This window comes from Mesorhizobium sp. W016 (assembly GCF_054719485.1).
In genome coordinates, this window is sequence record NZ_JBTTIF010000002.1 from 4,509,782 (window position 1) to 4,533,945 (window position 24,164).

Annotated in this window: 20 protein-coding genes; 4 read left to right on the top strand and 16 right to left on the bottom strand. The window is 63.0% G+C overall.

Annotation, left to right across the window (positions count from 1 at the left end; translation table 11 throughout):
- Positions 1-141: 141 nt before the first annotated feature.
- The 12 genes from ACYG9V_RS22430 to ACYG9V_RS22485 all read right to left on the bottom strand — a co-directional run bounded on the left by ACYG9V_RS22430 (position 142) and on the right by ACYG9V_RS22485 (position 14,589).
- Positions 142-795: a protein-L-isoaspartate(D-aspartate) O-methyltransferase gene (locus tag ACYG9V_RS22430; protein ID WP_023667683.1), complete on the bottom strand. Its 654-nt coding sequence runs from the start codon at positions 793-795 to the stop codon at positions 142-144.
- A 26-nt stretch (positions 796-821) separates the two neighbouring features.
- Positions 822-1,583 carry a 5'/3'-nucleotidase SurE gene (gene surE, locus ACYG9V_RS22435; protein ID WP_023710683.1) on the bottom strand — a complete coding sequence of 254 codons (762 nt, stop codon included), beginning with the start codon at positions 1,581-1,583 and terminating at the stop codon, positions 822-824.
- Positions 1,583-2,887, bottom strand: a complete 1,305-nt coding sequence (gene serS, locus ACYG9V_RS22440; RefSeq protein ID WP_352763606.1) for a serine--tRNA ligase — start codon at positions 2,885-2,887, stop codon at positions 1,583-1,585. Before serS ends, surE begins: the two co-directional genes overlap by 1 nt.
- Before the next feature lie 109 nt (positions 2,888-2,996).
- Positions 2,997-3,872 (bottom strand): twin-arginine translocase subunit TatC, encoded by an 876-nt coding sequence (gene tatC / locus ACYG9V_RS22445; RefSeq protein ID WP_023688219.1) that lies wholly within the window; start codon positions 3,870-3,872, stop codon positions 2,997-2,999.
- Entirely contained in the window at positions 3,869-4,609 is a 741-nt protein-coding gene (gene tatB, locus ACYG9V_RS22450) for a Sec-independent protein translocase protein TatB (protein WP_352763603.1), read from the bottom strand. The genes tatC and tatB overlap by 4 nt, the downstream gene beginning before the upstream one ends.
- An 86-nt stretch (positions 4,610-4,695) precedes the next feature.
- Positions 4,696-4,917: a twin-arginine translocase TatA/TatE family subunit gene (locus ACYG9V_RS22455; RefSeq protein ID WP_023681650.1), complete on the bottom strand. Its 222-nt coding sequence runs from the start codon at positions 4,915-4,917 to the stop codon at positions 4,696-4,698.
- A gap of 180 nt (positions 4,918-5,097) precedes the next feature.
- On the bottom strand, positions 5,098-5,865 hold the full coding sequence (scpB, locus tag ACYG9V_RS22460) for an SMC-Scp complex subunit ScpB (RefSeq protein WP_023667689.1): 768 nt from the start codon (positions 5,863-5,865) through the stop codon (positions 5,098-5,100).
- Complete coding sequence (locus ACYG9V_RS22465; RefSeq protein WP_460221792.1) at positions 5,862-6,662, bottom strand: segregation and condensation protein A; 801 nt, start codon at positions 6,660-6,662, stop codon at positions 5,862-5,864. Before ACYG9V_RS22465 ends, scpB begins: the two co-directional genes overlap by 4 nt.
- 174 nt (positions 6,663-6,836) lie before the next feature.
- Positions 6,837-7,856 (bottom strand): beta-N-acetylhexosaminidase, encoded by a 1,020-nt coding sequence (nagZ, locus tag ACYG9V_RS22470; protein ID WP_023688217.1) that lies wholly within the window; start codon positions 7,854-7,856, stop codon positions 6,837-6,839.
- Between the two features lie 133 nt (positions 7,857-7,989).
- Positions 7,990-11,445 carry an SPOR domain-containing protein gene (locus tag ACYG9V_RS22475; protein WP_460222016.1) on the bottom strand — a complete coding sequence of 1,152 codons (3,456 nt, stop codon included), beginning with the start codon at positions 11,443-11,445 and terminating at the stop codon, positions 7,990-7,992.
- A gap of 103 nt (positions 11,446-11,548) precedes the next feature.
- Complete coding sequence (gene argS / locus ACYG9V_RS22480) at positions 11,549-13,312, bottom strand: arginine--tRNA ligase (protein ID WP_352763597.1); 1,764 nt, start codon at positions 13,310-13,312, stop codon at positions 11,549-11,551.
- A gap of 62 nt (positions 13,313-13,374) precedes the next feature.
- Positions 13,375-14,589 (bottom strand): deoxyguanosinetriphosphate triphosphohydrolase, encoded by a 1,215-nt coding sequence (locus ACYG9V_RS22485; protein ID WP_023729964.1) that lies wholly within the window; start codon positions 14,587-14,589, stop codon positions 13,375-13,377.
- Positions 14,590-14,665: 76 nt separating this feature from the next.
- Between ACYG9V_RS22485 and erpA the strand changes: the two genes are divergently transcribed.
- The 4 genes from erpA to ACYG9V_RS22505 all read left to right on the top strand — a co-directional run bounded on the left by erpA (position 14,666) and on the right by ACYG9V_RS22505 (position 16,584).
- A complete protein-coding gene (gene erpA, locus ACYG9V_RS22490; protein WP_027050337.1) occupies positions 14,666-15,013 on the top strand; it encodes an iron-sulfur cluster insertion protein ErpA in 348 nt (115 codons plus the stop codon).
- A 4-nt stretch (positions 15,014-15,017) separates the two neighbouring features.
- Positions 15,018-15,410: a VOC family protein gene (locus ACYG9V_RS22495; RefSeq protein WP_352763595.1), complete on the top strand. Its 393-nt coding sequence runs from the start codon at positions 15,018-15,020 to the stop codon at positions 15,408-15,410.
- 8 nt (positions 15,411-15,418) lie between these two features.
- A complete protein-coding gene (xth, locus tag ACYG9V_RS22500; protein ID WP_352763592.1) occupies positions 15,419-16,231 on the top strand; it encodes an exodeoxyribonuclease III in 813 nt (270 codons plus the stop codon).
- A gap of 98 nt (positions 16,232-16,329) precedes the next feature.
- Entirely contained in the window at positions 16,330-16,584 is a 255-nt protein-coding gene (locus ACYG9V_RS22505; protein WP_352763589.1) for a hypothetical protein, read from the top strand.
- A 201-nt stretch (positions 16,585-16,785) separates the two neighbouring features.
- Here the strand turns inward: ACYG9V_RS22505 and ACYG9V_RS22510 are convergent, their stop codons facing one another.
- From ACYG9V_RS22510 to ACYG9V_RS22525, 4 genes are all read right to left on the bottom strand, one after another.
- Positions 16,786-17,610: a tetratricopeptide repeat protein gene (locus ACYG9V_RS22510; RefSeq protein WP_023714413.1), complete on the bottom strand. Its 825-nt coding sequence runs from the start codon at positions 17,608-17,610 to the stop codon at positions 16,786-16,788.
- Complete coding sequence (ilvD, locus tag ACYG9V_RS22515; protein WP_023706010.1) at positions 17,597-19,321, bottom strand: dihydroxy-acid dehydratase; 1,725 nt, start codon at positions 19,319-19,321, stop codon at positions 17,597-17,599. Before ilvD ends, ACYG9V_RS22510 begins: the two co-directional genes overlap by 14 nt.
- 290 nt (positions 19,322-19,611) lie before the next feature.
- Positions 19,612-20,877, bottom strand: a complete 1,266-nt coding sequence (locus tag ACYG9V_RS22520; protein WP_352763586.1) for an OmpP1/FadL family transporter — start codon at positions 20,875-20,877, stop codon at positions 19,612-19,614.
- A gap of 358 nt (positions 20,878-21,235) precedes the next feature.
- Entirely contained in the window at positions 21,236-24,019 is a 2,784-nt protein-coding gene (locus ACYG9V_RS22525; RefSeq protein WP_352763583.1) for a valine--tRNA ligase, read from the bottom strand.
- Positions 24,020-24,164 lie beyond the last annotated feature (145 nt).

Genomic DNA, 24,164 nt, shown 5'->3' on the forward strand with positions numbered 1-24,164 from the left:
CGGCCGTAGCCTTCATAGAGCGGAGGCATTTATGACGGCTTCGACCGGCGAAGGCCGGAGCGGAGCGTACTCAAACATGTGAGCACCGGAAGCGCAGGAACCTGCCATTTGCAGGCCGGCCTCACCTGAATGTCAGCGCACCTAAATAACCGCCGCGACGCTGCGCAGGATCGGCTGCAGGCGCACGGTGCCGATATCCTCGCGCTCGAAGCGGCTGCCGACCTTGGTCAGCTTGGCCAGCACCTGCTCGCCCTCCTCCGGCCCGATCGGGGCAATGACGATGCCGCCGCTCGACAATTGGTCGAGCAGGAAGCGCGGCAGGCTGTCGAAAGCCGCCCAGGCTACGATGCGGTCGAACGGCGCTTCGTTGGCAAGCCCGTTGGAACCGTCGGCCTGGCGCACGATGACATTGCCGATGCCGAGCGCCTCGAAGCGTTGCCTGGCCTGCTCGGCCAGCGTTTTGTAGCGGTCGACGCTGACGATGCGCGCCGCGAGCCGCGACATCACCGCTGCCGTGTAGCCCGAGCCGGTGCCGATCTCCAGCACCCGGTTGCCGGGCTCTATTGCCAGGGCCGCAATCACCGCCGCCTGCAGATCGGCGCCCTCGATCGCCTCGCCGCATTCGATCGGCAGCATGCCGTCCGACCAGGCGATGGAATGGAACTGGCCGTTGAGGAAGCCGCGCCGCGGCGTCGCCTCGAAGGCTGCGATCAGCGCCTTCGGCACCGCGCCTTGGCCGCGCAGGCGCAGCAGGAAAGCGGCAAAACCCTCGCGATCGTCGAGCGGCAAGTTCATGCCAGAACCTTCTTCATGCGAACACCTTATTCAGACAGCGCCTTGGTCAGTTGGTCACGGATTTCATGCGCGGTGAGGTCAAGCTGCAGCGGCGTCACAGACACGAGCCGGTTGCGCAGAGCATGGAGATCGGTGCCCTGCTTGCCCTCGACCGGCTCGCGGCCGAAGCGCAGCCAGTAATAAGGCAGGCCGCGCCCGTCGCGGCGCTCGTCGACCCAAAGGCTGTGCACCAGCTTGCCCTGCGACGTCACGACGGTGCCGGCAACCTCGTCAGGGAGGCAGTTGGGAAAGTTGACGTTGAGCAGCACGCCGTCCGGCAGCGGCATGGCGACGAGCTTTTTCAGCAACGCCGGCGCCAGCGCCTCGGTGGTCTCATAGGGAACGACGCGGTCCTCGCCGACATAGGAATAACCCTGGCTGAGTGCGATCGAGCGGATGCCGAGCAGCGCGCCTTCCATGGCGCCGGCGACGGTGCCGGAATAGGTGACGTCGTCAGCGATGTTGGCGCCGGAATTGACACCGGACAGGATCAGGTCCGGCGCGCCAGGCAGGATCTTCTTGACGCCCATGATGACGCAGTCGGTCGGCGTGCCGCGCACGGCGTAGTGTTTCTCGCCGATCTTGCGCAGCCGGAGCGGCTCCGAGATCGACAGCGAGTGCGCGTAGCCGGACTGGTCCTGCTCCGGCGCCACGACCCAGACATCGTCCGACAGCGTGCGGGCGATGCGTTCGAGCGACGCCAGGCCCTCGGCATGAATGCCGTCATCATTGGTCAGAAGGATGCGCATTACTTCGATTCGATCTTCGCCAGACCGCCCATATAAGGCCGCAGCACTTCAGGAATGGTTACGCTGCCATCCTCATTCTGGTAGTTTTCGATGACGGCAATCAGCGCACGGCCGACAGCGGTGCCCGAACCGTTCAGCGTGTGCACAAAGCGGTTGCCGTTGCCGTCCCTGTCCTTGTAGCGGGCATCCATGCGCCTGGCCTGGAAGTCGCCGCACACTGAACAGGACGAGATCTCGCGATAGGCGTTCTGTCCAGGCAGCCAGACCTCGATGTCGTAGGTCTTGCGCGCGCCAAACCCCATGTCGCCCGTGCACAGGACCATGGTGCGGAACGGCAGCTCCAGTCGCTTCAGCACCTCTTCGGCGCACTGCGTCATCCGCTCGTGCTCGGCGAGCGAAGACTCCTGGTCGGTGACCGAGACCAGCTCGACCTTGTAGAACTGGTGCTGGCGCAACATGCCGCGCGTGTCGCGGCCGGCGGAGCCCGCTTCCGAGCGGAAGCACGGCGTCAGCGCCGTATAGCGCAGCGGCAGCTTTTCATGGGCCGTGATTTCTTCGCGCACCAGGTTGGTGAGCGGGACCTCGGCGGTTGGAATCAACCCGAGCCGGCCATCGCCATGCTGCACGAAGAACAGGTCGTCCTCGAATTTCGGCAGCTGGTTGGTCCCGAAAAGCACTTCGTCGCGCACCATCAGTGGCGGGATGACTTCTTCATAGCCATGCTCGGTCGTGTGCAGATCGAGCATGAACTGGCCGATGGCGCGCTCCATCCGCGCCAGCCCGCTCTTCAGCACGGTGAAGCGTGATCCCGACAGCTTTGCCGCCCGCTCGAAATCCATCATGCCGAGCGCTTCGCCGATCTCGAAATGCTCCTTCACCCAGTTCGGCCGGGTCGGCACCTCGCCGACGATATGCTTGACGACATTGTCGTGCTCGTCCTTGCCGACCGGCACGTCGTCGAGCGGCACATTCGGCAGCACCGCCAGCGCATCGTTCAGCGTCTTGTCGAGCTCGCGCTCGCGCGCCTCGCCATTCTGGATGAAGGTCTTGATATCGCCGACTTCGGCCTTGAGCTTTTCGGCAAGTGCCGTGTCGCCCGAACGCATGGCGTTGCCGATCTCCTTCGAGGCGGCGTTGCGGCGTTCCTGCTTGGTCTGCAGCTCGGTGACGTGCTCGCGCCGCGCTTCGTCCTTCTTGATCACCTCATCGACCGTGGACTGCGCCTCGTCAGCCGACCACGAGCGCTTGGCCAGCGCTTCGACAAGGGCCTTCGGGTTGTCGCGAATCCATTTGATATCAAGCATGGTTGGTCGTCCTCGAGCTAAGGCCTGAGGGCGTAAACCGCATCCTTCATCGATGCAAGATGGCGGCTGTCGCGTTTTTCCGCTAACGCGGATACCCGAACGCGACGGCCTATGAAGGAGCCTGCTTTGAGGACGCGTCCGCCGCCTTTTCGGCCACGGCTTCGGCGGCTTCCTGCTTCTCGCGCGCCAGCTTCTGCTTGACCTGGTCGCGCTCGATCAGCCGGGCCGCCCAGATCGACACCTCGTAGAGCAGGATGGTCGGGATGGCCAAACCGATCTGGCTCATCGGATCAGGCGGCGTCAGGACCGCCGCGACGACGAAGGCGATGACGATCGCCCATTTGCGCTTCTCGGCCAGCGCCTTCGACGACAGCATGCCGACGCGCGTCATCAGGCTGGTCACCACCGGCAGCTGGAACACCAGGCCGAAGGAGAAGATCAGCGTCATGATCAGGCTGAGATATTCCGACACTTTCGGCAGCAGCGAAATCTGCACCTGGTCGTCGGTGCCGGCCTGCTGCATGGCGAGGAAGAACCACATCACCATCGGCGTGAAGAAGAAATAGACCAGCGACGCGCCCATCAGGAACAGGATCGGCGATGCGATCAGGAACGGCAGGAAGGCGTTGCGCTCGTTCTTGTAGAGGCCAGGCGCAATGAATTTGTAGATCTGCGTGGCGATCAGCGGAAAGGCGATGACCATGCCGCCGAACATGGCGAGCTTGACCTGGGTGAAGAAGAATTCCTGCGGCGCCGTATAGATCAGCTCGACCTTGTGCGGATCGAGCCCGGCCCATTGCGTGGCCCATTTGAACGGAACGACCAAAAGATTGAACAGCTTCTTGGCAAAGAAGAAGCAGACGAGGAAGGCGACGAAGAAACCGCCGATCGACCAGATCAGCCGGCGGCGCAGTTCGATCAGATGCTCCATCAGCGGAGCCGACGACTTCTCGATCTCGTCCTTTTCGCTGTCCGTAATGCTCACTTGGCGGCCCCCGCCGTCTTCTTGGGCGCGGGATTCTTGGCCGGCGCAGGCTTCGGCTCAGCCTTTGTGACTGCCTTCGGTGCAGCAGCGGGCTTGGTGGCGGCTTGTCCAGGTGCAGCCTTGGCGGGCGCCGCCGACGGCTTGGCCGCAACCTTCGCCGCAGGCGCCGGCTTTGCCGGTGCTGCCTTGGCTGCCGCTGTTTTGGTTGCCGGGGCCTTTGATGCCGCGGCCTTCTTGGCGCGCGCGTTTCGTGGCGCTGCTGTTGCTGCAGCCGGTGTCACCACCGCCTGATCGGTCATCGCCGGAAGGATCGGCGCCGCCGGCGCTGTTTCCGGTCCGTTGAGACCCGGCATCACCGTCGCGCCGTTCTTGAGCGGCTCGGCCGGCTGTGGTGTTTCTGCCGCGGGCGTTGAGGGGTCGACGGCGGGCTTCGGCTTCATCACCGCATCGACGCCGGAGCGAACCTCGGCTGCCGCCTGTTCGAACGGATTGAGCTGCTTGCGGATTTCGGCCGCCGGATTGAGGCCGCGCAGCGTATCGACAGACTTCTTGACGTCGTCGAGCTCGGCTTCCTTCAACGCCTCGTTGAACTGCTTCTGGAAGTCGGAGGCCATGGCACGCAGCTTCGCCGTCGTGCGGCCGAAGGTGCGCAGCATATTGGGCAAATCCTTGGGTCCGACGACCACGATCATGACGATCGCGATCACCAGCATTTCGGTCCAGCCGACTTCAAACATGGCAATCAGTTCCGACTAGTGCTTGTCGCCCAAAAGTGCGAAGCGGTTTTGGGACAACGACTTGCACAAAAGCAACAACCTTCGGCTCAGCTCTTGCTGGCCTTTTCCTTCACTGCCGAAACGGTCTCGTCCGGGCGGTGCTCGACGGTGCGCTTGTCTTCGGCGGTATCGTCGTCGGCCATGCCCTTCTTGAAGCTCTTGATGCCCTTGGCCATGTCGCCCATCAGCTCGGGTATCTTGCCGCGGCCGAACACCAGCAGCACGATCACCAGCACGATCATCCAGTGCCAAATCGAAAATGAACCCATTGTAACTCTCTCTCGAATGTTTTCCCTGGCGATGATCTATGCGTTTTCGCGTTGGGATTCAAACACAACAGCGACAAAGTTTATGAAGGCGCGGCTTATGTCACGCATTTTCGGCAAAGCTGCCCGCTACCAATCGGCGCATCTACCGCAGCAATGCAGCTTTTTGATAGCGGCTTGCGGTCAATCTTCCGTGACGCGCGGCGTCAGCAGGCCGAGTTCCTCGAGATCGATGTCGGTCAACGCATCCTCGTCCTCGGTCAGCGCGTCCGGATCGGCCGGCGGCAACGGGATGGCGAAATTCGACGGCATGCGGCCGGAGAGCAGCCCTGCCCCCTTCAGTTCGTCCATGCCGGGAAGATCGCGGATCTCCTCCAACGCGAAATGGTCGAGGAAAGTGTCTGTCGTGCCGTAGGTGACGGGACGGCCGGGCGTACGGCGGCGGCCGCGCATGCGCACCCATTCCGTCTCGAGCAGCGTATCCAGCGTGCCCTTCGAGGTCTCGACGCCTCTGATGTCCTCGATCTCGGCGCGCGTCACCGGCTGGTGGTAGGCGATGATCGCCAGCACTTCGAGCGCCGCGCGCGACAGCTTGCGCTGCTGCACCGTGTCGCGGCTCATCAGGAAGGCGAGATCGCCGGCGGTACGGAACGCCCAGGCATCGCCGACCCGAACCAGATTGACGCCGCGCCGCGCATAGATCTGCTGCAGCTCAGCCATGGCAGCGGCAATGCTGATGCCATCGGGCAATCTGGCTGCGAGCTGCTTTTCGCTGACCGGCTCGGCGCTGGCGAACACGATCGCCTCGGCCATGCGTATGGCTTCGGCCATATGCAGCCGTTCGCCAGGATTCAGAAGCAGGGTATCAGTCGGGTCCTGGGCGATAATGCCCTCCTCGGTCTCTTCTTCGACCTTGAACGGAATGACCGAAGCGTTGGCGCGTTCGCTCATGATGCCACCTCGACTGCCTTGATTGGCTGCGCGCGGCCGCGCAGATAGAGCGGCGCGAATACCTGGTCCTGCCGCATCTCGATGCTGCCTTCGCGCACCAGTTCCAGCGACGCCGCAAACGAGCTGGCAATCGCGGTACGCCGTTCGTCCGGGCTGGTCAGGTAATTGATCAGATAGCTGTCCAGCGCCGTCCAGTCGCGCAGCGAGCCGATGAGCCGGGTCAGGATATCGCGCGCATCCTTGAGCGACCACACGCCACGCCGGGCAATCGTCACATTGGTGATCGCCTGTTTCTGGCGCTGCTGCGCATAGGCGGTGAGCAAATCGTAGAGCGAGGCCGAATAGGCGTTACGCTTCTCGACGATGACCATTTCAGGCATGCCGCGTGCAAACACGTCGCGGCCGAGCCGGTTGCGGTTGACCAGCCTTGCCGAGGCGTCGCGCATGGCCTCCAGACGCTTCAGCCGGAACTGCAGCACCGCGGCCAGTTCCTCGCCGCTTTCGCCTTCCTCGCCGGGCTGCTTGGGGATGAGGAGCTTCGACTTGAGGAAGGCCAGCCACGCCGCCATCACCAGGTAGTCGGCGGCAAGCTCAAGCCTTAGCGCCCTCGCCGTCTCGACGAAGGTCAGATACTGCTCGACCAGCGCCAAGATGGAAATCCGCGACAGATCGACCTTTTGGTTGCGGGCGAGATGCAGCAAGAGATCGAGCGGACCTTCGAACCCGGCGACGTCGACGACAAGCGACGGGTCGCCGGTGACCCGTGAATTGTCGTTCTCGGCCCACAGACGGTCCATCGGTGCGGCCTTCGCAGCCTTGCTGTCCAATGTCTCCGCCACTTGTTCCTTTACCTCTGGTTAGAGCATGATGCCGAAAAGTGTGAAGCGGTTTTCGGACGACATCATGCTCTCTCTATCTAATTTAGAGACGGATTCAGATTTCAGGTCGAACAGACCTGAAATCATCCGTCTCTAGGCCACCGCATCGAAATAGGTGGCAAACTCGGCGCGTATCTCGGTTTCGTCGGCCCGGTCGCGATCCCTTATATAGGTCAGCGCCCGGTTGGCGCGCTCCAGCGACGTCCCTTCAAGTCCCGTGGTTCGCGATGCGATGCCTGCCATCTCCTCGAAAACGCCATTGCAGTGAAGGACCAGATCGCAGCCCGCCGCAAGGATCGAGGCCGCCTTTGTCGGGAAATCCCCAGAAAGTGCCTTCATCGAGGTGTCGTCGCTCATCAACAGCCCGTCGAAGCCGATCTCGCGGCGGATGATCTCGTCGATGACCTTGCCTGAGGTGGTCGCTGGGTTGTTCGGATCGATGGCGCTGTAGACGACATGCGCCGTCATCGCCATCGGCAGATGGCTAAGCTCGCGGAAAGGGGCGAAATCATGCCGCTGCAGGTCGCTCAGCGAGGCGTCGACCACAGGCAGCTCGAAATGCGTGTCGGCGAAGGCGCGTCCATGGCCCGGAATATGCTTCATGACCGGCAACACGCCGCCCGACATCAGCCCTTCCGCGGCGGCGCGGCCAAGTTCGATGACCGGGCGCGGTTCCTTGCCATAGGCGCGCGCGCCGATGACGTCGCTGGCGCCCTCGATCGGCACGTCCAGCACCGGCAGGCAATCGGCAGAGATACCGTAGCGCAACAGGTCGAAGGCGTGCAGCCGTGCCATCAGCCAGGCAGCCCGGGTGCCGGCATCATGGTCCTTGCGCCACAATGCGCCGAGCGCACCGCCGGCGGGATAGTTCGGCGCCAGCGGCGGCCGCAGGCGCTGCACCCGGCCACCTTCCTGATCGATGAACACCAGCGCATCGGGGCGCCCGATACAGTCGCGCATTTCGGCGACCAGATCGCGGATCTGCTCCGTTTCGCCGATATTGCGCGCAAACAGGATGAAGCCCCACGGGCATTCATTGCGATAGAAACGGATTTCTTCGCGGGTCAGCGATTTCCCGGCACAGCCGAGGATCATGGATTTTGATTCGGTCATTCCACCAGTTTAGGGCTTCGCGCCGCCAAAGGGAATCTCCCCGGACGGCAAGCGCCTCAACCTCTCGCCCATCCACATGAAAAAGCCGGCGCGATCCTTGGGAACGCGCCGGCTCTGATAGTTGGATCCGGCCTTACCGCGACACGAAGCAGTTGCCGCCGGCAGCCTTGTAGCTGGTGCACAGATTGATCGCATCGTTGCGCGATTGCGCAGGCACCCGGACACGGTAGAAGGTGCCCTTGCCGGCGATCTCCGCCTTGACGATGTTGGCGGTGCGACCGGCGAGCACATTTCCATAGCGGCGCTGCAGGTCGGCGTAGTTGGCCTGGGCGCTTTCGACCGTCGGCTGCGAAGCGATCTGCATCGACCACGAACCGCCCGATGTCGAAGCCGTCGCCGGGATGGAGGCAACCTGGTCGGGCTTGACCTCGCCGACCACGTCGACCGGCTGGTCGGACGGGCGCTGCGGCGCCACGGCAACCGTCTGCGGCGTGTTGGCGGACTGGGTCTCAGCCTTCGGCGCAGCCGCCGGCTTCACCGGCTTGACCGGCTTGGCGGTCTCGGCACTTGCCTGGTCGCTATTTGCCTGATCGGCAGGCGCCACGGTGCCGGTCTGCTCGGCATCGGCCGAAGGGGCGACGTGCTGCGGCGCCGGGTCAAGCGGCTCAGTCGCCGCAACCTGCGGCGCGGCCGGCGTCGAGTCCTCGCGTGCCACCAACGAGCCGTCGGGCTTGACCACCATGGTCCGCACCTTGCGCGGGGCAACGGCGACCGTATCGGGGTTCTTCTCGGCTTCCTGCAGCACCTGCGCAATGCGGTCCTCGGATTTTGGCGCCGGCGCGACAGCCGCGTCGGGGTTGCCGGCAGCGTCGGGGTTGACGGCAGCTTCGGGGTTGCCGGCAGCGTCGGGGCCTGGGGCAGTGTCGTCGGGCGACAGATCGACGACGCGGCTTTCAGGCTCCTGCGCCTTCACATCGACCGGCTCTTCGGTGTTGGTGACCAGCTTCTCCTGAACCGGCTCGGCCGGCTTGGTGCCCTTGGCGACCGCATCATAAACCTTGTTGTCCTGGTTCGGCACCACGGCGCCGCCCGGATTTTCGGGCTTGACCTTGATCGGCCTGTTGTCGGCTTTGACAATGACCGGCGCATCGCTGCCGCCCTTGCCGCCGAACGACAAGGCGAAGGCGCCAAGGCCGCCGGCAATCGCAACCGCAGCAACGACCCCCGCGACCAGCAGCCCGCTCCTGCGCGGCCGTGCGGCTTCCTGCTTGGCGAGGCCCGGCACCGCCATTGCCTCGTCCAGATCCGGATCGTAGTCGAGTTCGTCGACCGCGAAATCGTCGGCCTGCGAAACCGGCTGGCTGCCGGGCAGATCGTCCATGTCGAAGCCGCCGGCGGCATCGGCGTGGTGAGCTTGCGTGGCTGCAAGCACTTCGGCTGGCCGCGCCGCATAGGCGCGCTGGTCGAGCTCGTGGCCCGAACTGAAGCTGGAACTGTAGGAATTGTCATCATAGCCGGCACTGCGTGCGGCAGTGGGCGGCGCCACTTCCACCGCGTTCATGTCGTTGAGCATGCCGGCGAATTCGGCGTCGATGTCGTCATAGGCGGCCGGCTCGTCTTGCTCGAAGCTGAGTTCTGGAATGTCGAGGTCGTCGGCAATCGCCACCACACGCTCCGGCACATCGACCGTCTCGACATCCGGCATCTCGTCATAGGCCTGAGGCGGCGCCTGGCGCGATGGCGTCGGCGCCACATAGGCAGCAGCGGCAACCGGCTGGTCGCGATAGCTTGGCGCTGCCGCCGGCGGCATGGACGGCTTTTCTGCAAAAGAAGCTTGCGGCTGCGCTGCAAAAGAAGGTTGCGGCTGCGCTGCAAAGGAAGGCTGGGCCGGGGTGGGAGTCACGCGGCTCCACGAACGCGCCGGCTCCGGCGGCGTCGAGCGCCAATCGCCAGCGACCGGTGCTGCCGTATCGTCATGACCGAGATCGATGCCCTTGGCCAGCGCCGCGTCGAAGGCGTGATCATCGAACTCGATCTCGGGCACATGGCCTTCAAGTTCGCCGGCAAGCAGATCGTCGAAATCGGCATCGTCCGCCTGGGCCTCCTGAGGAGCCGGCGCGTGTTCGTCCAGGTCCCAGTCGAGATTATCGACCGGAGCGACCGGCGTCGCGACGGACCGCTGCACCGGGGCAACCGGCTCATAAGTCCTGGTGGGCTCGATGGCGGCAGCCCTGGTGGGCTCGGTGACCACCGGAATCGGGGCGACTGGCGCCGGGCGTGGTGTGGTCATGGCGCCAAGCAGCGCGTTGAGTTCATCTTCCAACGTCCGTTCGTCAGCGACCGGAGCGGCCGGGGTCGCCATATTGGTAGGCGCCACATAGGTTGGTGCGACCGGAGTTGGCTGAACCGGAGCGGGTGCGGTCTCGGCCACCGGCTCGTGATCGGCAAGCGCATCATCGATGCTCAGATCGAAATCGTCGAATGCTTCGTGCGCAGTCTCATGAGAGGGGCTGGCCTCCACGGTCCAGGCCGGCGTCTCGTCCACTTCCGGCGCATCCATCTCAACCGGCGCGCTGGCCTGCAGATCGCTGACATCCAGATCGCGCTCTTCCGGATCCTCGGCCTCAACAGGCTGAGCCTCGAAAGCCTGAGGCTCGAAATGCTCGGCCGCAAAATCCTGGGCTGCAAAATCCTGGGCTGCAAAATCCTGGGCCGCAAAGTCCATGTCGACATCGGCCATCGCGTCATCGAAATGACCCGCAAAATCCTCGTCGGCAACAGCGTGGTCGGCGGAGCCGACGGCGTCGAAGGTATGGATCGGCGCCTCGGCTACTGGCGCGGCATACTGGTCCTGCGCCGGCGCAGGACCGTCCAGCGTCAGCTCGTCTTCCAGCGACATCGAGACGGCATTGTCGAAATCATCGTCGAACGCGAGATCGTCGGCAGGCGCAGCAGCAACCTGCGCGACATCTGCGGCATGGGCGACGGTCGCATCGTCATCGAGCAGCAACCCCTGCTCGAGCGAAGCGGCAAGCTCGTCATCCATCGGCAGGTCGTCTTCGAGCGGCGATACGTTTTCCAGTGAACTGGCCACGGCATTGTCGAAATCGTCATCGAATGCAGCTTCGTCGAATGCGGGCTCGGCAAACCAAGGTTCGGCAACCGAGGGTTCAACGCGAGCAGCCGCAGCCTGCGGGGCAGCGCCGAAATCCAGATCGGCGGCATCGTCGAAGACGAAATCATATTCCAGCGAAGCAGCCAGCGCATCGTCCATCGCGGCATCGGTGGTTTCGAAAGCCGGCTCGCGAATCTCGGCAGCAGGTTCGTAGGGCTCAGCGGCAGGCTGGTGAACCTCGGGAGCTGGCTGGCTGGCCTCCATGGAACCGACTTCATCGCCGAATTCGCCCATCAACTCCTTCTCGAGGTCGATGTCGAAATCGCCCTCGTCCGCAGCCGTCTCGACGGCTGGCGCCTGCGGCTTGACCGGCTGGCGCGGATCGAAACCCATGATCCTGGTCAGTTCAGCGAACGGATCATCTTCGGCGATGTCGTTGTTGTCGGCTACTCTCAGCTGGGTTCTGTCTGCCATTATTGTTCCCGAACTCGCACTCATTCGGACGCCATGGACGTCGCGTAGGGTTGGCCCTTACCAGCGCAATGTGGGCAAATGGTGACAGGTGTTTTAGTTAAACCTAACGCATCTCAGTGGGCGCATCAGCCCCAATCAGCGTCAGGCCGGAGGTCAAAACATCCGAAACAGCCTGCACCAGCCCTAGTCTGGCATGAGTCAATTGTCGGTCGTTAACCTTAACAAAACGTAAGTCGGCATTCTCGGTGCCCCGATTCCAGTGTCCATGGAAGCTGGAAGCCAGATCGTAGAGGTAGAATGCCAGCCGGTGCGGCTCCAGCGCAAGGGCCGCAGATTCGACCAGCCGGGGATATTCAGCCAGCTTCCGGATCAGGCCGATCTCGCCCTCATCGGTGAGCGACGCCGAGGCCGCGGCCAGGCTGTTGCGGTCGAAATTGGCCTCGCCCAGTTGCTCGCTCGCCTGCCGGAACACCGAATGACAGCGCGCCGAAGCGTACTGCACGTAGAACACGGGATTGTCCTTGGACTGTTCGGTGACCTTGGCGAAATCGAAGTCGAGCGGCGCGTCGCTCTTGCGGTAGAGCATCATGAAGCGGATCGCATCGCGGCCCACCTCCTCCACCGCTTCGCGCAAGGTCACGAAGTCGCCCGACCGCTTCGACATCCGAACCGGTTCGCCATCGCGAAACAGCTTCACCAGATTGCACAGGAGCACCGTGAGTTGCAGCTTCAGATCATCGCCTGCAATCGCCCGCGCCAGCGCTTCCAGCCGCTTGACGTAGCCGCCATGGTCGGCGCCCAGCACATAGATCAGGCCGACGAAACCGCGGTCGACCTTGTCCTTGAGATAGGCGACGTCGGCGGCGAAATAGGTGAACGAGCCGTCGGACTTGACCAGCGCCCTGTCCATGTCGTCGCCGACCGCCGTCGAGCGGAACAGCGTCTGCTCGCGGTCTTCCCAGTCGTCCGGCTTCTCGCCCTTGGGCGGCGGCAGCTTGCCCTTGTAGATATGGCCCTTCAGCGTCAGATCGTTGATCGCCGAGCGGATTTTTTTGGCATTGTCGGCATGCAGCGTGCGCTCGGAGAAGAAAACGTCGTGATGCACATTGAGCAACGCCAGATCCTCGCGGATCATCACCATCATGGCGTCGATCGTGCGGTCCTTGACGATTGCCAGCGACTGATCGTCGGGCATCTGCAAGAGCTTGCGGCCAAATTCGGCAGCCAGCGCCTGACCGACCGGCATAAGATAGTCGCCGGGATAGAGACCGGCCGGTATCTCGCCAATGTCGTCGCCCAGCGCTTCGCGGTAGCGCAGGAAGGCCGAACGCCCGAGCACGTCGATCTGCGCGCCGGCGTCGTTGATGATGTATTCCTTGGTGACGTCATAGCCGGCGAAGGCCATCAGATTGGCGAGCGTGTCGCCGACAACCGCGCCCCGGCAATGGCCGACATGCATCGGCCCGGTCGGATTGGCCGAGACATATTCGACATTGGTCTTCTTGCCGCTTCCGACGGTCGAGCGACCATAGTTTTGGCCCTCGCCCAGCAGCGCAGTCAGATGCGCCTGCCAGAAACCGTCCTTGAGCCGGAGATTGACGAAGCCGGGACCGGCGACGTCGGCTTCGGCAACATCGGCGTCGCTGCGCAGCACTTCCACCAGCCGCTCGGCCAGCGCCCGCGGGTTGTGCCCTGTCGGCTTGGCCAGTACCATCGCCGCATTGGTGGCGAGATCGCCATGGCTGGCGTCGCGCGGCGGCTCGACGGCGATGCGCGACAGGTCGGGCGAAACGCCATTACTGTCTTTCAAATCAAGCGCTTCGACGGCTTTTGTGATTCGCGCGCTGAAATCGGCGAAGATGTTCATGGGTCTTGCTCTGGCGGACTGTGCAGGGGAACCGGCTCATTGGCCGGCAAATCGCGCCCGCCCTAGCTTAAATCGGGCGTATGGTCAAACAGACGGCGGTGTTCCTTCAAGGCGTAGGTATCCGTCATCCCCGCCAGGAAATCGGCGACGCTGCGCGCCTTGATGCGGTCCTCCGCCCGGTCGAGCCCCTCCCGCCAGCCGTCCGGCATGGCGCGCGGATCGGCGAAATAGACATCGAACAGGTCGCGCACGATCTGCTCGGCCTCAATGCGAACGCGCATCACCTCGTCATGCCGGTAGAGATGCTTGTAAAGAAAGGTCTTCAAATCCTTCTCGGTCGCCGCCATGTCTGCGGAAAAGGTCACCATCGTCTCGCCCGCCGCCCGCACCGCTTCGGCGCTGTCAGGCTTGATGCGCTCCAGATTGGCGGTGGTGGAAACAATGACGTCCTCGACCATCATCGTGATCTGCCGGCGCATCAGCTCATGGCCGGTGCGCACATCGTCCAGGCCCGGATAGCGCGCGCGCACGCTTGCCAGGATCGATCCCGGCAGCGCCACCGTTTCCAGCATGTCCAAGGTCAGGAAGCCGGAGCGCAGGCCGTCGTCGATGTCATGGGTGTTGTAGGCGATATCGTCGGCGATCGCAGCACATTGCGCCTCGATGCCGGCGAAATGGTCGAGTTCGAGGTCGTGCAACTCGGAATAGTCGCGGATCGCCTGCGGCACCGGGCCTTTGAGCCCTTTTCCCTTGGCGTCGGTCAGCGGGCCATTGTGCTTCACCAGGCCTTCCAGCGTTTCCCAGGTCAGGTTCAGCCCGTCGAACTCGGCATAGCGCCGCTCCAGCCGCGTCACCACGCGCAGCGACTGCGCATTGTGGTCGAAGCCGCCCCATTGGGCCATCCGCTCGTTCAGCGCGTCCTCGCCGGTATGGCCGAACGGCGTGTGACCGAAATCGTGCACCAAGGCGACCGCCTCGGCCAGATCCTCGTCGCCGCGCAGCGCTCGCGCCAGAGCCCGCGCAATCTGCGCGACCTCGATCGAATGCGTCAGCCGGGTGCGATAGTGGTCGCCTTCATGGGCGACGAACACCTGCGTCTTGTGCTTCAGGCGGCGGAAGGCAGTCGAATGAATGATACGGTCGCGGTCGCGCTGGAATGGCGTGCGAGTCGGGCTCTCGACCTCGTCATAGAGCCGCCCGCGCGACCTGGCTGGGTCGCTGGCATAGGCCGCGCGCGGCCGATAGCCGAACCCAATGTCGCCAAGCTCATTTGTCATGGCTGATGCCGCCGCAGTTGACTTGCCCCTTCCCGCTTCATACCTATCATGTGAAACCGAAAGCAAGGTGACGCCCATGGGCGCTGATGCCAAGACTGCCATGAAAGTCGAGATGACCGAGTCCGCCGCCAGGCGGATCGCGAAAATCGTCTCTGGCGAGGCCGGCAAGACGGCGCTGCGCGTCTCCGTAGAGGGCGGCGGCTGCTCCGGCTTTTCCTACAAGTTCGACCTGGTCGATACGCGCAACGACGACGACGTCGCCATCGAAAAGGACGGCGCCACCGTGCTGATCGACGATTTGTCGCTGGTCTATATGGGCGGCTCGGTGATCGACTTCGTCGACGATCTGATGGGCCAATCGTTCCAGATCCGCAACCCCAATGCTGTCGCCTCCTGCGGCTGCGGCACCAGTTTCTCCATCTAGGCAGATGTCCGGCGTCGGCCCGGTCCGTCAGGTCGCACTGTCGGCCGGGCGCGATCTCGACGTGACGCTGGCCTTCTGGCGCGATGTGCTCGGCCTCAACGTTCACGCCCGCTACGATCCGCCGGGCATCGCCTTCATCATGGCCGGTGATATCAGGTTGCTGTTCACCGATGGCGTTCCGGCCGGCACCGTCTATCTCGATATAGCCGGGCTCGAAGCCTTCCACGCCGAGGCGAAAGCGTCCGGCATCCCCTTCACCGCACCGCCGGCGCTCGTCCACAACGATAGCGAAGGCACGTTCGGAACGGCGGGGGAAAGCGAGTGGATGGCCTTTCTAAAGGACCCGGCAGGCAATACGATCGGGCTTGTCGAACGTCTTTCGCCCGAACATCCCTGAGGCCGCCCATGAAAATCGTTACCTGGAACATAAACGGCATTCGCGCCCGCATCGGCAACCTCACCCACTGGCTGAGCGAAAGCCAGCCCGACATCGTCTGCCTGCAGGAGATCAAGTCGGTCGACGAGCAGTTCCCGCGCGCCGAGATCGAGGCGCTTGGCTACAACGTGGAAACCCATGGCCAGAAGGGCTTTAACGGCGTCGCCCTACTGTCGAAACTTCCGTTCGACGAGGTTATCAGAGGCCTGCCCGGTGATGACGCCGACGAGCAGGCGCGCTTCATCGAGGGCGTGTTCTCGACCGACCAGGGCGCGCTGCGCGTCGCCTCGCTCTATCTGCCCAACGGCAATCCCATCGATGACGAGAAGAAATTTCCTTACAAGCTGGCCTGGATGGAGCGGCTGCATCGCTGGGCGGAGCAGCGGCTGCTTCTGGAGGAGGCGCTGGTGCTGGCCGGCGACTACAATGTCATCCCCGAGCCGGTCGATGCGCGCTTCCCCGAGAACTGGCTTGGCGATGCGCTGTTCCAGCCGCAGACCCGGCAGGCCTTCCGGCGACTGAAGAATCTCGGCTTTACCGAGGCGGTGCGCGCCGTCACCGATGCGGCCGACGTCTACACCTTCTGGGATTACCAGGCCGGCGCCTGGCAGAAGAACAACGGCATCCGCATCGACCATCTGCTGTTGTCGCCCGAAGCGGCCAACCGCTTTTCCTCGGCCTCGATCGAAAAGCATGTGCGCGCCTGGGAAAAGCCTTCCGACCACGTGCCGGTGGCGATCGATCTGGCGCTGCTGCCGGCTTCATATCAGCCGAAACCCTGATGTCGCCACAATCGCGCCATTCAGTCAGAGATCAGCATGGCGGCTGGGGTTCCATGGCACTACGATTCCTCCTTTGTCCGATCGGCCTGGCATTTGCCATGGCCTCCCCTGCAGCGGCACTTGCCGACCAGCAGTGCCTGGCCAATGGCAAGTCCTACCAGGTCGGCCAGGTCACCTGCCTGACGGTTTCAGACAAGAGCCATATGGCCCGCTGCGACCTGGTGCTCAACAACACCTCATGGACCAAGATCGGCGACAGTTGCCCCGACAGCACGATGAAGCCGCATCTGCACGTCACGCCGATCTCGATGCCGGTGTACAGAGCGGTGCCGGCGGAACTCACCGAGAACTGATGGATGTGAGCTAATCTCCCCCCTTGAGGGGGAGATGGCCGGCAGGCCAGAGGGGGGCGCGAAGAAAGGCGACCTTTCGGTCAAACAAGCTCACCCTCTCAGTCCAACCCGGGCAAACTTTAGTCAACTGAAATGCCAGCGGGACAGCGCCCCCCTCTGCCCTGCCGGGCATCTCCCCCACAAGGGGGGAGATTGGCAATTTCACTGGTCGTCACCACCCTTGGTGAGAAGATCGTCGGCAAGCGAAATCGCCGTGCGGCGGTCGGCTTCGCCGGCGGCGGCAAATGCCTCTTCCTGCATGCCGCGGATCCACGGCTGGTCGCTCGGCGAGGCGCGTTCGAGCGCGGCGGTCATCATGGCCAGACCGCGCACGATCTTGCCGCTCTGGAACAGAAGATTGCCAAGCGTCGCCTGGGCGCCGGCATGGCCTTTTTCGGCGGCGAGTTGGAACCAGCGGCCGGCCTGCTTGACGCTGGCCTTGACGCCGCCCTCGCCCTTCAAAAACATCTGGCCCATCTCGAACTGGGCGTTCGGGTTGCGGTAATTGGCGGCCGCGCGCATGTAATATTCCTGCGCCGCGACCTCGTTTTCCTCGACCGGGCTGCCGGGGATACCTGTCCGGAGATAGTCGCCCAGCGCCACCAGCGCGTCGGAGACATAGCTTTCCTCCGGCGATCCAGGCTCGACATCCTGATCGACGATCTCGGAGAAGAATTTGAAGGCCGCATAGTCGTCGCGCGTCACGCCGTCGCCTTCGGCATACATGCGGGCGAGCTTCCAGGTGGCGCCGATCTGGCCGTTTTCGGCGGCGTATTTATAGGCCTCGACCGCCTGTTCCTTGTGGCCGCTCTTGTAAGCGGAGAAGCCGAACTGGAACACGGCCCACGGGCTCGATTGCGGCTTCACGCCGGTCTTGTCGTCGAACACCTTGTCGTCGAAGGCCATGGCCTGGCCCACGGCGCCAAAGATCGCAACAGCGACCAGTGCCGGAAGGACAGACGACCTCAACAACTCAGATATCCGCATAGCAATGTGTTTCTTTGGCACCGCCCGGATGGGTGACCGCGCCGTCGCGGGCAGGCCCTACCGTCTGTGCGTATTTCCAGATCGCGCCCGACTGATAGTCGGTCGTGCGCGCCTTCCAGGCCTTCGCCCGCGTTGCCAGTTCGGCCTCGGACAAATCGACCTCGATCGTGCCTTTGGTTGCATCGATCGAAATCACATCGCCGTCTTTCAAGAGCCCGATCGGGCCGCCCACGGCAGCTTCGGGCCCGACATGGCCGATGCAGAAACCGCGCGTTGCGCCCGAGAAACGACCGTCGGTGATGAGAGCGACCTTGCCGCCCATGCCCTGGCCGTAGAGCGCCGCCGTCGTCGACAGCATCTCGCGCATGCCCGGGCCGCCGCGCGGACCTTCGTAACGGATGACGAGAACCTCGCCTTCCCGGTAGTTGCGGTGCGTGACCGCCTCGAAACATTCCTCTTCCGAATCGAAACACCGTGCCGGACCTGAGAATTTCAGCTCCGTCATGCCCGCGACCTTCACGATCGCGCCTTCGGGGGCAAGGTTGCCCTTCAAGCCCACGACACCGCCGGTTTGGGTGATTGGTCGGTTGGCGGGACGGACCACATCCTGGCTATCATTCCAGGCAACATGCTCCATGTTTTCGGCCAAAGTACGGCCAGTCACGGTCATGCAGTCGCCATGGAGATAGCCGTGGTCGAGCAGCGTCTTCATCAACAGCGGAATGCCGCCGGCCTCGAACATGTCCTTGGCGACATATTTGCCGCCCGGCTTGAGGTCGGCGATGTAGGGCGTCTTCTCGAAAATCGCGGCAACGTCGAACAGGTCGAACTTGATGCCTGCCTCATGCGCGATCGCCGGCAGGTGCAAAGCCGCATTGGTCGAGCCGCCGGTGGCCGAAACCACGGTCGCCGCATTCTCCAGCGCCTTCAGCGTGACGACGTCGCGCGGCCGGATGTTCTTGGCGATCAGCTCCATGATCTTTTCGCCGGAGGCGAAATTGAAGCGGTCGCGCATCTCGTAAGGCGCCGGCGCGCCGCAGGAGTACGGCAGCGCCAGGCCGATCGCCTCGGCGACGGTGGCCATAGTGTTGGCTGTGAACTGGGCCCCGCAGGAGCCGGCGGACGGACACGCCGCCTGCTCGATCTCGAGCAGTTCGGCATCGCTGACCGTGCCGACCGAATGCTGGCCGACTGCTTCGAACACGTCCTGCACAGTGATCTGGCGGCCGCGATAGGAGCCCGGCAGGATCGAGCCGCCATAGATGAAGATCGACGGCACGTTGAGCCGCACCATGGCCATCATCATGCCGGGCAGCGACTTGTCGCAGCCGGCAAGGCCGACCAGCGCGTCGTAGCAATGGCCCCGCATGGTGAGTTCAACCGAATCGGCAATGACATCGCGCGACACCAGCGACGACTTCATGCCCTGGTGCCCCATGGCGATGCCGTCGGTGACGGTGATGGTGCAGAATTCGCGCGGCGTGCCGTTTGCGGCCGCCACACCTTTCTTGACCACCTGCGCCTGGCGCATCAGCGAGATGTTGCAAGGCGCCGCCTCGTTCCAGCAGGAGGCAACGCCGACCAGCGGCTGCGCGATCTCGGCCGCAGACAGGCCCATGGCATAGAGATACGAACGGTGCGGCGCACGCGCCGGACCGACGGTCACATGGCGGCTAGGGAGCTTGGCCTTGGAGATGACTTTGGCGTCCATTCTCTTCCTTGCCGCGGGCGGTGCGGCCTGCCCCATCGCCGAGCCTTCTGGCGCGTGTCCCGAGACAAATTCGAGGTGCGCCGGGTTTATGGCGGGAAATGGGCAATTTGGTCGAGCGGGACCGTAGCGCGGGGGTTGGTCCGGAACTGTTGCCAAAACGTCACAATTACGGAGGCGACATAGGTGCGGCGGATTTTGAACGCCGGCGCTTGACGGCACGGCTCGACGCTGTGCCGCAAACTGAAAAAGGCCGGGCACTGCCCGGCCTTTTCTCTTTTAATTTGAAAAGCTTACCACTTCACCTTGAACGAAGTCGAAACGGCTGAAACCAGATCGTTGCCGAAATCAGCGGTGTAGTCCGTACCATATGTGACGCCATCCTTGCCTACGACGGGATGGATCGATCCGCTTGTGAGCACACCCAACGCGCCGCCAAGACGAAGCTCGACGTTCGCGGTCGGGGTGTAGGATACACCACCGCTGACCGTCCATGTATCGGTCTGGGCGCTGAGGCCCGTGCTGGTTCCACGATCCCAGGTCAGACCCGCGGCGCCGCTCCACTGGTCATTGAACTTGTGGCCAATGCCGCCGGAAACCGTCCAGCCATCACGATAGAGCAGATCAAGCGACGTGGCCCGGTAATCGCTGGTAGTCGAGCACTCTGGAGAGCCCACCGGGCAAAACGGAATGCTCTGCAGGACGCTCCAGTTGACCCACTTGACGGATCCAAAAGCCAGCCATCCTGGCGCGATGCCGGACTGCAGTTTCAGTTCCAAAGAGTCGGGCACCTGAGAAGATCCGGAGACGTCCGTTACCTTGCCCAAAAGCGGGTTGCCGGGAAGGGGAACCTCGGTCAGATCAAGTGTTCCGTCCAAATTGTTGAGCTTGACCGCCGAATTGTAGACCAAGCTGGCGCGCAGCGCGATATCAGGGATTTCATAGGCAACGCCGGCGCGCCATCCCCAACCATCACCTTCGAGATCGAGACGGCCTATGCCGGTACCAACCCCAAGCAACCCTGGAATTGTCGACACCAACTGCTCCTTGAAGCCTGAAACCTCCTCGTGGAACACGCCCCCGATGAAACGAAACTGTCCTTTGCCGAGATCCATCTTGTACGAGCAGGTTCCGCCTACGGCTTCACTCTTGACTTTGGTGACGATATTGCCGTTCGCGCCGGCCCAATTGGCGCCGGGATTGCTGTACGCACCGATCGGTTGGCCGTAGTCGATAAGGCAATCGACGGGGCCTACACCAGCCTTGAAGCCGACGCTCGGTACCCAATAGCTTTCGGTATCGCGGGCACTGGTCGAGTATCCCGGAGCGTTAAGATCACCGCCACCCTCAATGAGTCTTGTATCCGCGTCCACCACGTTCTTCAGGTCGCGTTGCGGCATCACATAGGTACCGGTTACCTCGCCTGTGACCTGCGCCGGATCGAACAGCAGATCGATGTCATAGCCGCCGCGCTCCAGACCGCCGGCATGTACGGAACCAATCAAACCCAGCGAAAAACACCCCGCCCCCAGCAGTGTTTTCAAACGCAAATTGTTCATGGATGTCCTCCCCGAAATTCCAGTGCGTCAAGCTAGAACCAATTCGGGTTAACGGTGCAACAATGAATTGAAACAGCGTACATGTACGCACTTGCGGAACGCATTTCGGACAAAGTGGCGCGCCGCGCAAGCATGCCGGAAAATGGCCATTTGAGCGGCAATCGGCGCAAAAAATCATGAAAAACCGCTCTAAACAGTATAAAACGCGGATGTTTTACCGGCATTAGGCCCCATTGTTACATTAAGGCAACAATGGGGCGCAAACTTTCCGTTTACGTCAACATTAACGTTACGGAATGCCTGTTTTTCGGGCACAAGACTGCCTTGACGCCGTTCCCAGGCATCGCGAATCCGGCGCTCAGCCGGCGTCGCGCACCCGGGTCAACGCCACCGAAAGCTTCTCCTGCTGATCACGGTATTCTGCGAGTTTTTCGCGCTCGGCCGCGACGATCTCTTCCGGCGCGCTGGCGACGAACCGTTCGTTCGACAGCTTCTTGTGCAGCCGCGCGATTTCCTCGGTCACCTTGGCCAGTTCCTTCTGCAGCCGCGCCGCCTCGGCGGACAGATCGATCAGGCTGCCGAGCGGCAGGCAGATCGTCGCCTCGTTGAGCACGATCTGGGCCGAGCCCTTGGGTGCGGCGTCCTGCTGCGAGATGTCGCCGACCCGCGCCAGCCGCTTGATGGCGGACGCATGGCGTTCCAGCCTCTGGTGAGTCTCGGCGCTGGCGCCGACCACCACCAGCGGCGCGATCGCCGCCGGGGGCACGTTCATTTCAGAGCGCACGGAGCGAATACCGGAGACCAGATCGACCAGCCAGTTGATGTCGGCGGCTGCATCGGCGTCCTCGAAGTCGGGCGACGGCCAGGCGGCGTGGCACAGCAGCGTTGCGCGCGTCCTGCCCTCACCTGCCGTCTGCGCCCACAGCTCCTCCGTCATGAACGGCATCATGGGGTGAAGCAGCTTGTAGATCTCGTCGAGCACGAAGGCGACGCAGGCGCGGCTTTCGGCTTTGGCCGCCTCGTCAGTGCCCATGAACACCGGCTTGAGCAGTTCGAGATACCAGTCGCAAAACAGGTTCCAGACGAAGCGGTAGGCAGCCCCTGCCGCCTCGTTGAAGCGGTATGAGGTGATGCCCTCGGTGATCGCGTGCGACGCCCGGGTCAATTCGGTCAGGATCCAGCGGTTGACCGGCAACTTGGCGTCGTTCAGCCAAAAATCGTCATTGCGCGCGACCTCGTTCATCTCGGCAAAGCGTGTCGCGTTCCACAGCTTGGTGCCGAAATTGCGGTAGCCGGCGATGCGCGCCGGATCGAGTTTCACGTCGCGCCCCTGCGCCGCCATCACCGTCAGCGTGAAGCGCAGTGCATCGGCGCCAAACTCGTCGATGAGGTCGAGCGGATCGATGACGTTGCCTTTCGACTTCGACATCTTCTGCCCGTTCTTGTCGCGCACCAGCGCATGCACATAAACGGTGTGGAACGGCTCCTCGTGCATGAAATGCAGGCCCATCATCATCATCCGGGCGACCCAGAAGAAGATGATGTCGAAACCGGTCACCAGCACGTCGGTCTGGTAATAGGTCTTCAGCTCCGGCGTGTGATCCGGCCAGCCCAGTGTCGAGAACGGCCACAGTGCGGACGAGAACCAGGTGTCGAGCACATCCTCGTCGCGGCTCAGGATTTCGCCCGGCTTGAAGGTCTCGAGCTTGTCCTCGACCCAGGCCTTCCACGGGCCTTCCAGCGCCAGATAATATTCAATCGCGGCGCCCAGCGCCTCTTCCTCGGTCTTCTCGACGAAGACGCGGCCGTCCGGCCCGTACCAGGCCGGGATCTGATGACCCCACCACAGCTGGCGTGAAATACACCAGGGCTGAATGTTCTCCATCCAGTCAAAATAGGTCTTTTCCCAGTTCTTCGGCACGAAGTTGGTACGGCCTTCACGCACCGATGCGATCGCCGGCTTGGCGAGCTCGGCGGCGTTTGCATACCACTGCTCGGTCAGAAACGGCTCGATCGGCACGCCGCCGCGGTCGCCATGCGGCACGGCGTGGCGGTGCGGCTCGATCTTGTCGAGGAAGCCGCCGGTCTCCATCAGCTCGACGATTTTCTTGCGCGCGACGAAACGGTCGAGACCGTCGAGCTCGTCCCAGACAGCCTGACGCTCCGGCGTCACGTCGAGCCCGGCGAGAAAATCCTCATTATCCCTGAGCGTTATTGCCGCCTCGATGGTCAGGATGTTGATCGCCGGCAGCTTGTGGCGCTTGCCGACCTCGAAATCGTTGAAGTCGTGCGCCGGCGTGATCTTGACCGCGCCGGAACCCTTTTCCGGGTCGGAATACTCGTCAGCCACAACCGGGATTTTCCGGCCGACGATCGGCAGCACGACATTTTTCCCGACCAGATGCCGGTAGCGCTCGTCGTCCGGGTGCACGGCGACCGCCGTATCGCCAAGCATCGTCTCGGGCCGTGTCGTCGCCACGGTAATGAAGGTCGCCGAATTTTCCGGATCGAAAGTCTCGCCTTCGATCGGATAGCGGAAGTGCCAGAGATTGCCGTTGATCTCCTGGGGCTCGACCTCCAGGTCGGAGATCGCCGTCAACAGCTTCGGGTCCCAGTTCACAAGGCGCTTGTCCTTGTAGATCAGCCCTTCCTTGTAGAGGCTGACGAATACTTCGAGCACGGCCTTGGACAGGCCTTCATCCATGGTAAAACGTTCGCGCGACCAGTCCGCCGAGGCGCCGAGCCGCTTCAGCTGGTTGAAAATGGCGCCGCCGGACTCGGCCTTCCACTCCCAGACCTTGTCGATGAACTGTTCGCGGGTAAGATCGCGGCGATGTATCTGCTTTTCCATCAGCTGGCGTTCGACCACCATCTGCGTGGCGATGCCGGCATGGTCCATGCCGGGCTGCCACAGCACGTTCTTGCCGCGCATGCGCTCGAAGCGCACGAGTATGTCCTGTAGCGTGTTGTTGAGTGCGTGGCCCATATGCAGCGAGCCGGTGACGTTGGGCGGCGGGATGACGATGGTGAAGGCCTCCGCCCCCTCCTCGGCGCCGGCGCCGGCGCGAAATGCGTCCGCCTCTTCCCAGATTTTGGCGATCTTGGGCTCGACGGTCTTGGCGTCGTAGGTCTTTTCAAGCATGGGAAAGTGGTCCGCGCGGTCGGGAGTTTTGCTGACCCGGTGTAAATCGGAAGGTTTTGGCCAAGTCAACCGCGAGGGCTGCCTCAGTCCTTCAACGCAAATAGGCGGGGCCCTGGTCATTTCAACGGGAAGGCCATGCCTGCAC